Here is a 14,189-nt window from a genome sequence, read left to right on the forward strand (position 1 = left end):
AATTAATCGCCATCGCCATCTACATAATCAATTGTAATATTTAAAGCTTGCATCATGTCCAGTTTTGTGAAGATTACGTTTTGTTGCAAAGCATCATAAGCTGCAATAATTTTTGAATTATCAGTAATTACCTGCTCTGAAAAACTATTGGCTAGGGCAGTATTGACAGTGAAAATAGTTGTGAATTGATTGTTTATGATATCACTCAATTTTTGGCCGTTTCTAACAGCATTTATGTAATCTAAATAAGTTTTTAGACCTTCGCCAGTTGCTGTACTATTGAAATGTTTACCATTGAAAAAATCTTGGCTTGCTTTTATTGAGACATTCAAAAGCTCTTTAGAAACGTCATTTTTATAATATGCTTCGACACTTTCTGGATATTTCACTCCAGTTGAAAAAATTCCTGCAGGATATCCTATTTTTAGAGTTCGAATATCATTTTCGAAATTTTTAACAAATAGATTTATTGTTCTGTTCACAGAACTGCTAACCGAATTCCCGTTGTTGGCCACATAGCTATTTCTGAAACCTGAATTCCAATCCGTCACAACGGTATCTATATTTGTTTTTAGTTTGTCACCAACGTCTGTTAAATATTGCTTGTATTTGGCGGCATTTGCATTTGTGGTATAAAATTCAACAATTAAGGCGTCAGTGGTTCCCAAACCGTTTATCAAATAATCCAAGGCTGGAAAACCTTGTTTGTTAAATTGTGAAAGCAACGCCAGGTTATAACTTCCGGATGAAATGTTTGACTCTATACCGGTTACACTTGTCGGATAAGTATTGGAAGCCATAGTAAGATTGATTTCCTCTGCTTTACCCAGATTATACATCGATATGTATTGATATGATTTGTAGGCTTCAAGCCAAGAAGTCCTAACCGTTTGAAGATTTGCTTCAGTCGGCGTCGTAACAAAAGTATTTGTGTCAGTTGCCAATGTTTGAACTTTTGTTTGATAATTTACATAACTTGGAACAATGATATTATCAGCCCAGTTATTTAAAAGTGCTGTTCTGTCATAATTATCTCCGTCAGTGTTGTTTCCTCCCTCATTTGATGAACAAGCTACAACTAATACAATAAGGCTTAAAATTAATAGGATCTTCTTCATAGGTGGTTAATATTTGTTTTTGAGGAATATGTAATTTAATGACGGATAATATTTAACTTTTTATCATTGAACTTCGTTTCGCATATTTTGATTACTGTTTATATCACAATCTCGGTATGCTTATTTCATTTCTTAAAAATTTATGCAAAAGTAAAGCAAGAGAAGTTAATTTCTCTTGCTTTGTTTTTTATTGAGTTAATTTACTGTTGCCGCTTGAACAACTGTAAAGCCAAATTTCGTTGCAATTTGTGTCGATATAGTATCTAATTTTGCTCCTAAATTATTAATGTCCCAAAGTCCATTAGTTCCGCTTGTTAATGAAGCCAACATAGCGTCTACTTCCGCTTTTGTAAAGTAAGGACTATTTGTCCCTGGTTTATTTGTATAACGCAATGACATGATGAAACCGTAAGCTTCTGATAATGCGTGGAATGCTTTTGCTCCATTATCAGTTGCTAATTTACCTTTTCCTTCTTGAAGATAGAAAACAGCTCTAACTGCTGGTACCATTGCCAGTTTTGCTTTGATGATATCAATTTGAGCATTACGAACTGCATAATCATTAGCAACGATTGCTGCTCTACCTTTTCGGAAAGCCAAATCAATATCTGCTTTAAGAGTATTAAAATCAGTATCGGCATTAACTTGATTGATATAACTACTCCAAAATTTGAAAACATTCGGTGTAACAGTTAAATTATCTGCCCCATAAATATAACCATAAGCTTCATCCCAAGCATGTTCCATAGTCGTATAGGATTTTCCTGCAACTAAAATTTTAGCGGTATTGTCTGCTTTATTAGTGCTTTCATCTAATTTATTTAAACTTAAATAATTATTAGCTATTTGATCCATAAAGCAAGCGCCCATCATCCCTTTTAAAAAAACTTGTTGTGGCTCTAATCCGTTTGCTGCAAATAATCGTTTGCTTGTACCATCTAAATAAACACCTGCAACACCCGCAGAAGCCGATGCTCCTTGACTGGCAGCATCGGCATTGTCGAATTGGGTTTCAAATAAATCGCGAACACTAACCTGTTCAGCAGTTGTTCCCCCTCCAAAATATAATGAGAAATAGTCTTTTGAAGCAGCCGTTTTATCTTTTAATTGTTTTCCTGAAGTGTTTAAACCTGTTCCGGTAAAATGGTTGTTGCTATTTGTATACATTTCAGACAAAACCGCATCATCAGCCACAGTTCCGTTTGTTGCATTAGTTTTTATATAATTCCCTATTTCATCAAGCATTAATAAGCGATTGGTTTGTCCTGAAAAATCAACAGAGGTTACTGCGTTTCTCTCGAATGTGTAGGTTGCCGGAACCGTATAATTAAACGTTTCTTCAGTTGTGTCGTCATTAGAGCAAGAAACAAGTGCTAATAATGAAAATAATAATGCGGAAAGAGATAAATTTTTAAAGTTCATTTCAGTTAATTTAGATTGAATTAAAATAATTTTTTGCAAATATAAAGCCTAAAACTTAACAAACAAATTTTTATTTAAATTAATTCTAAATAGTTTTTAGCAATTAATAAAACCTATATAATATTTTAATTATCGATAATCGGACATTTGCGAATCATGCTAAAACCGTTTTTAATGACGGCAAAAGCTTTCCTCCTGGCAGTAAGTTTTCAAGACTTTCAGTTGTTTAAAACGATTCATGAACACCTATAAATGGTAAATTCGAAGCATAACGGTAGTCAGTTTGAGAAACCTTTTAAAAAATAAAGTATTACTTTTACCAAAAGAAAATCTGTGATTAATTACACCATTTACGAAAATAAAGACAGTAGCAATTGGGTGACCTTTGTCCATGGTGCTGGAGGAAGTTCGTCTATCTGGTTCAAGCAGATTCGGGATTTCCAAAAGCATTATAATGTACTACTGTTGGATTTAAGAGGTCATGGCAATTCCAAGCCTAACTTAAAAGCAAAATTCAATCAGAAATATACATTTTCAGCTTTAGCCAATGATATTCTGGAGGTTTTGGATTGTTTAAAAATCGGAAGGTCCCATTTTGTAGGTATTTCTCTGGGCACTATTCTGATTCGACAATTTGCCGAAATGTATCCGACCCGTGTCCAAAGCATGATTATGGGCGGGGCTATTCTGAAAATGAATTTTCGATCGCAGGTGTTGATGAAATTAGGGAATGTGTTTAAATATGTATTGCCATATTTGATACTGTATCGATTTTTTGCATTTGTAATAATGCCCAAAGCCAATCATAAGCAATCCAGACTGCTGTTTATCAATGAAGCCAAGAAACTATATCAAAAGGAATTCATTAAATGGTTCCGGCTTACGGCCGAAATCAATCCTGTCTTAAGATGGTTTCGTCAGGTCGAATTGAATATTCCGACATTATATGTCATGGGCGAAGAAGACTATATGTTTTTGCCTTCGGTTCGGAAAGTGGTGGAAAAACATTTCAAATCGTCTCAATTAGTTGTGATTGAAAACTGCGGACATGTCGTGAATGTAGAGCAAGCGAACACGTTTAATCAGGCAGTAATTTCTTTTATTAATAGTTCCAAGTAAAAAAGCCAGCACTAAAAGCGCTGGCAATTTCTGTAAACTAACTCTAACCAATAATAAAAAACCCTTTATTATGCCGCAAATGTCCGAATAAAAAATTGGTTGTTGTGTTAAGGTTATGTTATATATATGTTATTGATTATTAAATCATTAGCTATTATAAAATATTTGGTTATTTATCCTGAAGTGCAAATACCCTGCGCAATAGATCAGAGGTTCTGGCTCTAAGATTATTCCGGATATCTTTTTCTTCTACAGCCACCATTTTGAAAACCCCTTTCATAGCTTCCTGGGTTACGTAATCCTTAAGATCCGGATTTACCTTTTTTACCAATGGAATTGCATTGTATTTGTTGATAATATTTGTCCAAACTTTATCGGCACCTACTTTGCTTAATGAAGTTTGAATCACAGGGCTGAATTTTCCATATAAAGCGGTGGAGGTGGAGTTTTGCAGGTATAAAGTAGCGGAAGTTTCATTCCCCATCAATATGTTTTTGGCATCAGTAAAAGTCATTCCCCTCACGGCATCCACAAATATTGGCGTTGCTTCTTTAACGCCATCCTCGGCGGCGCGGTTCAATACTTTCAGGCCTTCGTCTGCCAGACTACTCATTCCGATACTTCGTAATGTCTTGTCCACTTTTTGCAGTTCTGGGGGCAATAAAATTCTTACGGCTTCATTCTTAAAGAATCCATCAGTAGCGGTTAATTTCGAAACTTGTTTGGTAATTCCATTGTTAAGCGCTTCTTTCAAACCGGCTGCAATATCTGAAGTTCCCAAAGTTCCAACTGGATATTGAGAGGCAATCTGCTGCAATTCGGCACAACCGAAAAGCAGAAATAACGAGGCAAATGCTAATAATTTTTTCATGGTTTTATTTTTTATCTTGTAATGAAAATACTTTTTTCAACAAATCCGAACTGCGGGATTTCAGGTTTGTCCGGATGTTTTTTTCCTCAACGGTAATCATTGTGAAAACGCCATCGAGGGCTTTATTCGTAACATAATCCGTAATGTCAGGATTTACTTTTGAAACTAAAGGAATACTGTTGTATTTTTTTATGATATTGGCCCAAATAACATCGGCGCCCACTTTCCCGATTGATGCCTGAACCACGGGACTAAATTTGGTATACAAGGACGTTGTTGTGGATGATTGCAAATAAACTGTCGCCGCATTTTCTTTTCCGAATAAAATATTTTTAGCATCAGTAATGGTTATGTCTTTAATGGCTTTGACAAAGATGGGCGTCGCTTCTTTAACGGCATCTTCGGCAGCACGATTCAGGGCTTTGATTCCTTCGTCCGCTAAATTGGACATCCCCATTTTTCTTAAAGTTTTGTCTACTTTTTGTAATTCGGCCGGCATCAGAATTTTCACCGCTTCGTTTGTGTAGAATCCATCAACAGCTGTTAATTTTGAGACTTGTTCGGATATCCCCTTATTCAATGCTTCCTTCAAACCCGCACCGATATCCAGACCGGAATTGGTTTTGGTCATGGCTGTGGCTTTGTCATTTGCTTTCTTAATTATTTCTTTGAATTGTGCATTGCTAATTAGTGGCACTAATAATAAAAGGAGAAACGTTTTTTTCATAACTTTAATGTATATTATTCACAAAGATAAGCAAACACTGTACCGATTTTTAAAAGTCAAATTAGTATGAGATAAATATATTTTTATATGAATATACTCGAAATTCATTTACTAACCAATTCTATAATTGAAACGGATCATTTCTATAGTAAAATATTGGGTTTTAAATCGACAATGAAATCGGATGACCAGATTGCTTTTCAAATTGGAACCACGCGGGTGTATTTCCTGTTGTCCGTCAAGATCCAAAATCCAATTTACCATTTTGCTTTTGATATTCCTGGAAATAAGCTGGGGGAAGCCTTAGATTGGGTGCAAGAGAAAGCCAAAATTATCGAATACGAACCGGATCATTATATTGTTGACTTTGTCAATTGGAACGCTAAGTCGTTTTATTTTTATGACAATAATCGTAATATTTTGGAATGCATCACCCGTTTTGATTTAAAGAATACTTCGGAAAATGATTTCAATAGCGCATCCTTTATCAAAATCAGCGAAATCGGTTTAGTTACTGCTGACGTACTTTCATTTTGCGACAATTTAAATTCCGAATATGGACTTGATTTTTATGAGAAACAGCCCAAATCTCCTAATTTTTCTGTGGTTGGAAATGTGAATGGGCTCTTTATTGTATCCGGAAAAAAAAGGAACTGGTACCCTACATCTCATAAAGCCGGCCCATTTTGGACTAAAGTCGTTTTTGAAAATAATGGAAAAATACAGGAATTGTTTTTTAATTCTAGGAAGCGGTCATAACCCCAGAATTCCATTTTTAATCTGAATCTGTTCAAGGGTTAAATTATCCATTGGTGAAATATACACTTCTTCCAGAAAGCCGTTCAGCTGTAAACCCATTACAGCTAAATAATCTTCCACCGGAATAGTTTTAGTTCCAATTACGTAATTATCGAAGAATGCCTGGTGGTTTTTACCAATAATGGTATTCACTTCCGCAATAATATCATTTAAAAAAGTGCATTCATCAATAAGTTTGTTTTGGGTAAGCAAAATATTGGTCAGGTAATCCGTAAATCCTTCCTTGAACCATTCTTGCTGCTCTTTTGGGATTAGGGTGTGACCGTTCCAAAGGTGGATAATTTCGTGTGCATAAATTCGACTTTTACATCTTTAATAGTGGCTAAAGATTCGACATCGGGTGCCAAAAAAAAGTCTTATAAGCCACTTCATCATAACCGCCGGAACTGTCCCAGTTTTCCTTATCATGATTTAATAGAAGATCATATTCGATGGTCATGTTTCCATAATCTGCAGAAGCGATTTCCCAACCGCCCTCTCCTAAATATTTTATGCTTTGTTTTTGACCTCTGGAATTTTTTGCGGTCAAATTTTGGATATGGAACCGTACGTAATCATGAAGATTTTGTTTTTGGAAGCCGTCAAATCCAAATTGGCTATTACATGGATGCTGTTTTGGTTGTGCTTGGTAAAATCGAGTAAATAGTTATTGGATTGGGATTGGATGCTGATGGAAATAGAATTCCCATAGCCAGGAAATTGATTTTTTTCATGTGACAGTTCTTTGATGTTCGTTTGATGATTGATTCGCCATGGCCTATTTAGTCCGTGCGCTGATGATTTGTTTTCAAATATAAAGAAAGTGATTACACGAAGACCAACGAGTGGATGTTTTGTTACAAAAAAAATATTTTTTGTGGACAAGAATTCCCGTTTTCAACCCCAAAATTTTTATTAATTCCGTAAATTGCGCAACTAAAATGTCATTCAAATAAAAATGGAACAAGTAAAACCATATATTCCTAAATATAAAGTAAGAATTGTAACTGCAGCCTCACTTTTTGACGGTCACGATGCGGCCATCAACATCATGCGTAGAATTATCCAGTCAACGGGTGTCGAAGTGATCCATTTGGGTCACGACAGGAGTGTGGAAGAAGTTGTCAATACTGCTATTCAGGAGGATGCCAATGCTATTGCAATGACCTCTTATCAGGGAGGACACAATGAGTACTTCAAGTATATGTACGATTTGCTGAAAGAAAAAGGCGCGGGTCATATCAAGATTTTTGGCGGTGGAGGAGGAGTAATCCTGCCATCTGAAATTGCGGAACTGCAGGAATATGGAATTACCCGAATTTATGCTCCGGATGATGGACGTGCGATGGGATTACAGGGAATGATTAATGATTTGGTGGAGCGTTCCGATTTTGCTGTAGGCGATAAACTCAATGGCGAAATAGACCAATTGGAATCCAAAAATCCAACGGCTATTGCCAGATTAATTTCCGCTGCGGAGAATTTTCCGGAAGTTGCAAAAGATACTTTCGATGCTATTATTGCCAAAAATGCAACCTGCAAAACTCCGGTTCTGGGAATCACAGGAACAGGTGGAGCGGGAAAATCTTCTTTAGTTGATGAATTAGTGCGTCGTTTTTTAATTGATTTTCCGGAAAAAACCATTGGGTTAATTTCGGTCGATCCTTCAAAACGTAAAACCGGAGGAGCTCTTTTGGGTGACAGAATCCGTATGAATGCGATTAATAATCCACGTGTTTACATGCGTTCTTTGGCTACGCGTCAGTCTAATTTGGCTTTGTCAAAATATGTTGCCGATGCGATTCAGGTAATCAAAGCGGCAAATTACGATTTGATAATTCTGGAAACTTCCGGTATTGGACAATCGGATACTGAAATCATGGATCACTCGGATGTTTCTCTATATGTAATGACCCCTGAATTTGGTGCAGCAACACAGTTGGAAAAAATCGACATGCTTGATTTTGCGGATTTAGTGGCATTAAATAAATTTGATAAGCGCGGTGCTCTTGATGCGATTCGTGATGTGAAAAAACAATACCAGCGCAATCATAATCTTTGGGATGCCAATCCGGATGACATGCCAGTTTTCGGGACTATAGCTTCGCAATTCAATGATCCTGGAATGAACACGCTTTACAAAGCGATTATGGATAAAATTGTGGAAAAAACGGATAGTGATCTGAAATCCACCTTTAAAATTACTCGTGAAATGAGCGAGAAGATTTTTGTCATTCCACCACACAGAACCCGTTATTTATCTGAAATTGCAGAAAACAACAGAAAATATGATGCTGCGGCGCTAAGCCAGCAAAAGGTAGCTCAAAAATTATATGGGATTTTCAAGACCATTGAAAGTGTCAGCGGAAAACTTCCTGTAATCAACAAAGCTGGAATTGATGAAGCGATTTTGGAAACAAAAGATGATCATACCAAGCAGTTTTTAAATCTTTTAGTAAAAGAGTTTGACCGTGTAAAAATGGATCTGGATCCATACAACTGGGAAATAATTCAGACTTGGGATGAAAAAGTAAATAAATATAAAAATCCGGTTTATACTTTTAAGGTAAGAGACCGGGAAATCAAAATTGATACGCATACCGAGAGTTTATCCCATTCCCAGATACCAAAGATTGCATTGCCTAAGTATGAAGCCTGGGGTGATATTCTGCGTTGGTGTTTGCAGGAAAACGTTCCTGGAGAATTCCCTTTCACTTCAGGATTGTATCCTTTCAAACGTGAGGGAGAAGATCCGTCGCGAATGTTTGCAGGTGAAGGTGGCCCGGAAAGAACCAACAAACGTTTCCATTACGTAAGTGCAGGTTTGCCGGCCAAACGTTTATCTACGGCTTTTGATAGTGTTACCCTATATGGAAATGATCCGCATGTACGTCCGGATATATACGGAAAAATTGGTAATGCCGGGGTTTCTATTTGTTGTCTCGACGATGCGAAGAAGCTCTATTCAGGATTTGATTTAGTGCATGCGATGACTTCGGTAAGTATGACGATTAACGGTCCGGCTCCAATGCTGCTAGGTTTTTTCATGAATGCCGCCATTGATCAGCAATGCGAATTCTATATCCGAAAAAATAACCTTGAGGAGATAGTTGAAGAGAAAATCAACGAAATATATAAAGAAAAAGGCTTACCTCGTCCTCGATACAATGGCGATTTGCCGGAAGGAAACGATGGTTTAGGATTAATGCTTTTGGGTGTTACCGGAGATCAGGTATTGCCTTTGGATGTTTATAATGAAATAAAGGTAAGAACACTTTCACAGGTTCGGGGAACCGTTCAGGCTGATATTTTAAAAGAGGATCAGGCACAGAATACGTGTATTTTCTCGACAGAGTTTGCACTGCGGCTGATGGGTGATGTTCAGGAATATTTCATTACCAATAATGTTCGTAATTTTTATTCCGTTTCGATTTCAGGATACCATATCGCTGAAGCAGGAGCGAATCCAATTACCCAATTGGCATTCACATTGTCTAATGGATTTACATATGTAGAATACTATTTGAGCCGCGGAATGGATATCAATGACTTCGGTCCGAACTTGTCCTTTTTCTTCTCAAATGGAATTGATCCCGAATATGCTGTAATAGGCCGTGTAGCCCGTAAAATTTGGGCGAAAGCCATGAAAAATAAATACGGAGCCAACGAAAGGGCTCAAATGCTGAAGTATCATATTCAGACATCCGGGCGGTCTTTGCACGCGCAGGAGATTGATTTTAATGATATCCGTACCACTTTGCAGGCTTTGTATGCGATTTATGATAATTGTAATTCATTGCATACCAATGCTTATGATGAAGCCATCACGACTCCAACCGAGGAAAGTGTTCGCCGTGCGATGGCCATTCAGTTGATTATCAATAAAGAGTTGGGTCTGGCCAAAAATGAAAATCCGATACAAGGTTCTTTCATCATCGAAGAATTGACTGATTTGGTCGAAGCGGCTGTTCTTGAAGAGTTTGACAGAATTACCGAAAGAGGAGGAGTGTTGGGAGCGATGGAGACGATGTACCAGCGTTCAAAAATCCAGGAGGAAAGTTTGTATTATGAAACTTTGAAACATACCGGCGAATTCCCAATAATAGGGGTGAATACCTTTTTGAGTTCTAAAGGTTCTCCAACGGTAATCCCTGCCGAAGTAATCCGTGCAACGGAAGAAGAAAAACAGTTCCAGATTCAGACGCTTGAAAACCTGCATAAAGCGAACGCCAGTCAGGAGCAAAAGTTAATGGGGGAACTTCAGGAAGGTGCCATTAAAAATGAAAATTTATTTGAGCATTTAATGGAAGCTACCAAGTACTGTACGTTGGGACAAATTACCGAAGCATTATTCGAGGTAGGAGGGCAATATCGCAGAAACATGTAAATTTTGTCACTTTATATCATTATAAGGCCTTTCCAATCGGAAAGGTCTTTTTTTATGTGGGAATCTTTTAAGATATTATTAGGCTTCCATTGTGAGTGAATGGTATTGATAAACAGTAATTTAGAGTATTATTTCAGTCGCTCTTGAGTGAAGTATTTATGTAAAAACCCTACTGTTTTTTTGACGGCCCCATAATAGAAACAATTATTAATCAAAAATCGTTATATTATGAAAAATGTTAAATTTAATTCACTGTGTATTCAGGTATCGAGGCTTTTTATAATTCCGGTAGTATTGTTTACTTTTTACTCTTGTTCAGATTCAGATCCAAAATCTGATGTTCCCAATGAAGTTGTTTCCGCACCCTACAGATGCTTATCCTGTAAAACTGTCTCTGAAGCCAAATCAGAAAATGATAGTAGCTTTGAAGGAATTTATGTTGGCGTTAACCCAAAATCATCAGTTGTGGTTGATCTAATGAATGCAACAGACGCTCTCACTGCAAAAATGAGAATTGGTGGTGAAGTTGTGAATTTTTCCGCTAAAGACTACATTCTCGATGGTGATACCTATATGGCACATTTTGATGGTCAGTACCAAAATGAACCCATTGCCTTTAATTTTAGTGTGCTTGCAGATGGGAGTAATGCCAAAATTGCATCAGATTCTTTTCCGGAAGTTTTTACTGTAGTTAAAGAAACTTCGACTTCCATGATTGAAGTTTTCGATGGAACATGGACTGTAAAAGACGATCCGACACCTCTTGAAATAGAAGCCAAAAATATTGAATTGGATACAATTTCATTCGAGCCGGATGCTATCTATGTAGTCGGAAGATTTAATATGTTGTTGGCCCGATCAAATGGTCAAAATGCGTGGTGGCGAGGGGTCAATACTTTAAATCAACTTATTACGTATCCATCCGGTCTAATTCAGTCGAATCAAATGTTTGATACCGAAAATCATTTTATAGGAACCCTGAATATGGATGAATTAAGAGGTGTTTATGTGGATAAAAATAACCAAAAAATCTATCTTACTACCAGAAGAAGGATATGATTAGTAAAATAACCAAACAAAATCTCGTAAAAGTTTTAATTTTTACGAGATTTTTATATTTATGATGATCAAAATAGAGAAGATAAAACTGTCCTGTTATTTTTTGGCCTGATTATTGAATAAGGATAGAAATATAACTAACATTAAAACGACCCATCATGAAAAAAATAATTTTACTATTAGCAGTTGTACTTACTGCAGGACTTCAAAGTTGCACCGGGCCTGAAGGAATTCCGGGCCAAAATGGTTATAGCGCAGAGGCGGAGGTGTTCGAGATTACTACCACATTTTCACAAGCAAATAATTTTTCTAGATTAGTCCCTTTGACGCCGGCAATCTTAAGCTCGGATATGGTTTTGGTATACAGACTTTATGGTGTAGATGGTGGTGATGATGTCTGGAGACTAATCCCACAAACAGTTTACTTAGCTCAGGGTGAATTTGATTATAATTATGACTTCACTAAAAATGATATTAGCATTTTTCTGGATTCCGATTTTGACATGAATACTTTAACTTCTGAATGGGTACAAAACCAAACGTTCAGAATTGTTATAATTCCTGGATATTTCTCTAATAAAGGTCAGGCCGTTGACGTAAATGATTATAGTGCTGTAGTTAAGGCATATCACCTTAACGAACAAAATATTAAAGCGCTGAAATAATATTAAGCTAGACTAAAAACAAAAGGGAAACATTATGTTTCCCTTTTTTATTATTTTACGAATGAATTATTTTACCAGAATTAAAAATTCACTACGTCTATTAATCTGATGCTCCGCTTCGGTACATTCATGATCACTACAATTTACTTTTGGCTTATTTTCTCCATAACCAATTCCGGTAATTCTGTCGGCACTGATTCCTTTTGATACCAAATATGTTTTTGTTGAACTGGCTCTGTCCTGCGAAAGTTTTTGATTGTATTCATCCCTTCCTCTAATATCGGTATGGGCTCCAATTTCGATTTTTATCTGTGGATAACGGTTTAGTTTATCAATTAACTTATTCAATTGTAATTGGGCATCCGGACGGATATTCGATCTGTCGTAGTCAAAAAGGATTCCAGGTAAATCAAACATTAAAACGCCATTGTCTGTTAATACCTTAGGCTGTCCTTGTTCCGCGATCAATTCCTCCAGGAATGTTTTTGGAATACGCTGCATCTTGATGTTTTGTTCGTGTTTGCCTTTTCCATCGTCTAGAATGGTAAATGTTTTTTCTGCTGGAATATAATTTGGATGTGTCGCAGTAATTTTGAACGTACCCAGTTTTTCAAGATCAAAACCGAATGAACCAGTTTCATTAACGATCATTTCTTTAATTTTGTTCCCGTTTTCATCATATAATGTTATCACTGCGTCCTTGATTAAAATATCGTTTTCCGAATCCTGAATTAGACCCTGAACCATATATTCTTTAAGTTCCACAGGAATTATCTGTGAAAAGCTATAGATGTCATCGTCTCCTTTTCCATTAGCCCTGTTCGAAGCGAAAAAACCTTTCTTGTTTTTTTCATCTACAATGAATGAAAAATCATCCGCATTGGTATTTACGGGCAGTCCCACATTTAGGGGTGTAGTGAAAGTGCTGTCTTTTAATTCAGATTTGAAAACATCCAATAATCCGAATCCTGCATGTCCGTCAGAAGCAAAATACAATACATTATTTTCTGCTATAAAAGGAAATCCTTCTCTAGTTCTGGTATTAATTTCCGGTCCTAAATTTACAGGCTTACCAAGTTGGCCATTTTCATCAATTGTTACATAAAAAATATCTGCTGATCCAATGGTGCCAGGCATATCTGACTCAAAATACAGACGGTTGTTCTCTGGATTCAACGATGGATTTCCGGTTGAATATGTCGTGCTGTTGATTGAAAGCGGTTGCACATTGGTCCAAACGTCGTTAATTAATTCTGCTTTGTATATTCCCAAATTGGTATTTTTATTTTTGTCTTTCTTTCTTTTCCCGTTTACACTGATGTTACGGGTAAAATAAATCGTTTTCCCATCCTTTGAAAAAGTAACATCACTCTCGTGCAGATTGGAATTCAATGTTGGAGAAAATGGGAGAGCATTATTGGTTACCTCATTATTTTCAATTGGAACAATATATAAATCCAAATATGGCTGATTGGTCCATTTGTAAGTTTTTGCTAGCGGATTGTCTTTGGAAGGCGAGGAGAATACTAGGGAATTCTGATAAAAAGCAGGTCCGAAATCAGAGAAAGATGTATTGGTTACAATATTTTTTATCTCAAATTTATCACCTTCTTTTTTTATGTTTTCAAGTTTTTCCAAACTGGCTTTGTAGACTGTTTCCGGAATGTCTTTCTGGTAAAGTTTCATCCATTTTTCAGACTCGGAAGTTTTGTTTAATGCCTTTAAAGTTTGCGCATACCGGAAATAATACTTGTCATCCAGACCTTCCTTATATGTCGTTACTAGTTTTTTGTATATAGGTTCTGCCTTTGCAAAATCAGAAATGAAATAATAAGAATCAGCGGCCTTTTTTAGAACCTGTTGATCGCTATTGCCTTCTTTGATTATGTTCGAATACATTTCTGCCGATTCGGTGTAAGAAGCGGTCGCAAAATATTTGTCTGCTTTTTTCAATTGTGCTTCCTGGGCATAAAGACCCGCAGTACTTAATATAAATAAGAATATGAGTTTTTTCATAGTGTAG

General features: G+C 36.5%; 13 protein-coding genes. 5 read left to right on the forward strand and 8 right to left on the reverse strand.

Translation table 11 applies throughout. The features are described 5' to 3' along the window. Window positions 1-2 precede the first annotated feature (2 nt). Entirely contained in the window at window positions 3-1,118 is a 1,116-nt protein-coding gene (locus FNW07_RS08675) for an imelysin family protein (protein WP_126742802.1), read from the reverse strand. Window positions 1,119-1,313: 195 nt separating this feature from the next. Continuing rightward, window positions 1,314-2,540: a DUF4856 domain-containing protein gene (locus FNW07_RS08680; RefSeq protein ID WP_126742801.1), complete on the reverse strand. Its 1,227-nt coding sequence runs from the start codon at window positions 2,538-2,540 to the stop codon at window positions 1,314-1,316. Between the two features lie 333 nt (window positions 2,541-2,873). Between FNW07_RS08680 and FNW07_RS08685 the strand changes: the two genes are divergently transcribed. After that, window positions 2,874-3,659, forward strand: coding sequence for an alpha/beta fold hydrolase (locus tag FNW07_RS08685; protein WP_126742800.1), 786 nt, complete (start codon window positions 2,874-2,876; stop codon window positions 3,657-3,659). 169 nt (window positions 3,660-3,828) lie between these two features. Here FNW07_RS08685 and FNW07_RS08690 read toward each other — a convergent pair whose 3' ends face one another. Together FNW07_RS08690 and FNW07_RS08695 are read right to left on the reverse strand one after the other, a co-directional pair. Further along, window positions 3,829-4,530 carry a DUF4197 domain-containing protein gene (locus FNW07_RS08690; protein WP_126742799.1) on the reverse strand — a complete coding sequence of 234 codons (702 nt, stop codon included), beginning with the start codon at window positions 4,528-4,530 and terminating at the stop codon, window positions 3,829-3,831. A gap of 4 nt (window positions 4,531-4,534) precedes the next feature. Continuing rightward, window positions 4,535-5,257, reverse strand: a complete 723-nt coding sequence (locus FNW07_RS08695; RefSeq protein WP_126742798.1) for a DUF4197 domain-containing protein — start codon at window positions 5,255-5,257, stop codon at window positions 4,535-4,537. Window positions 5,258-5,344: 87 nt separating this feature from the next. Between FNW07_RS08695 and FNW07_RS08700 the strand changes: the two genes are divergently transcribed. Then, window positions 5,345-6,016: a VOC family protein gene (locus tag FNW07_RS08700; RefSeq protein WP_126742797.1), complete on the forward strand. Its 672-nt coding sequence runs from the start codon at window positions 5,345-5,347 to the stop codon at window positions 6,014-6,016. On the opposite strand, the gene FNW07_RS08705 is transcribed toward FNW07_RS08700, so the two are convergent. From FNW07_RS08705 to FNW07_RS08715, 3 genes are read right to left on the reverse strand one after another with little or no spacing between them, the layout of a single operon-like run. Further along, complete coding sequence (locus tag FNW07_RS08705; RefSeq protein WP_126742796.1) at window positions 6,011-6,373, reverse strand: hypothetical protein; 363 nt, start codon at window positions 6,371-6,373, stop codon at window positions 6,011-6,013. The genes FNW07_RS08700 and FNW07_RS08705 overlap by 6 nt on opposite strands. A gap of 25 nt (window positions 6,374-6,398) precedes the next feature. Beyond that, a complete protein-coding gene (locus FNW07_RS08710) occupies window positions 6,399-6,605 on the reverse strand; it encodes a hypothetical protein (RefSeq protein WP_126742795.1) in 207 nt (68 codons plus the stop codon). Further along, window positions 6,602-6,940 (reverse strand): hypothetical protein, encoded by a 339-nt coding sequence (locus tag FNW07_RS08715; protein WP_126742794.1) that lies wholly within the window; start codon window positions 6,938-6,940, stop codon window positions 6,602-6,604. The genes FNW07_RS08710 and FNW07_RS08715 overlap by 4 nt, the downstream gene beginning before the upstream one ends. 73 nt (window positions 6,941-7,013) lie before the next feature. On the opposite strand from FNW07_RS08715, the gene FNW07_RS08720 reads away from it, so the two are divergent. The 3 genes from FNW07_RS08720 to FNW07_RS08730 all read left to right on the forward strand — a co-directional run bounded on the left by FNW07_RS08720 (window position 7,014) and on the right by FNW07_RS08730 (window position 12,166). Beyond that, entirely contained in the window at window positions 7,014-10,442 is a 3,429-nt protein-coding gene (locus tag FNW07_RS08720; RefSeq protein ID WP_126742793.1) for a methylmalonyl-CoA mutase family protein, read from the forward strand. 228 nt (window positions 10,443-10,670) lie between these two features. Beyond that, complete coding sequence (locus tag FNW07_RS08725) at window positions 10,671-11,501, forward strand: hypothetical protein (protein WP_126742792.1); 831 nt, start codon at window positions 10,671-10,673, stop codon at window positions 11,499-11,501. A gap of 158 nt (window positions 11,502-11,659) precedes the next feature. After that, entirely contained in the window at window positions 11,660-12,166 is a 507-nt protein-coding gene (locus FNW07_RS08730; protein ID WP_126742791.1) for a hypothetical protein, read from the forward strand. A 66-nt stretch (window positions 12,167-12,232) separates the two neighbouring features. Here the strand turns inward: FNW07_RS08730 and FNW07_RS08735 are convergent, their stop codons facing one another. Next, entirely contained in the window at window positions 12,233-14,182 is a 1,950-nt protein-coding gene (locus FNW07_RS08735; protein WP_126742790.1) for an OmpA family protein, read from the reverse strand. Window positions 14,183-14,189: the final 7 nt, after the last annotated feature.

The organism is Flavobacterium sp. GT3R68, from assembly GCF_007109225.1.
In the GTDB taxonomy this organism is placed as follows: Bacteria; Bacteroidota; Bacteroidia; order Flavobacteriales; family Flavobacteriaceae; genus Flavobacterium.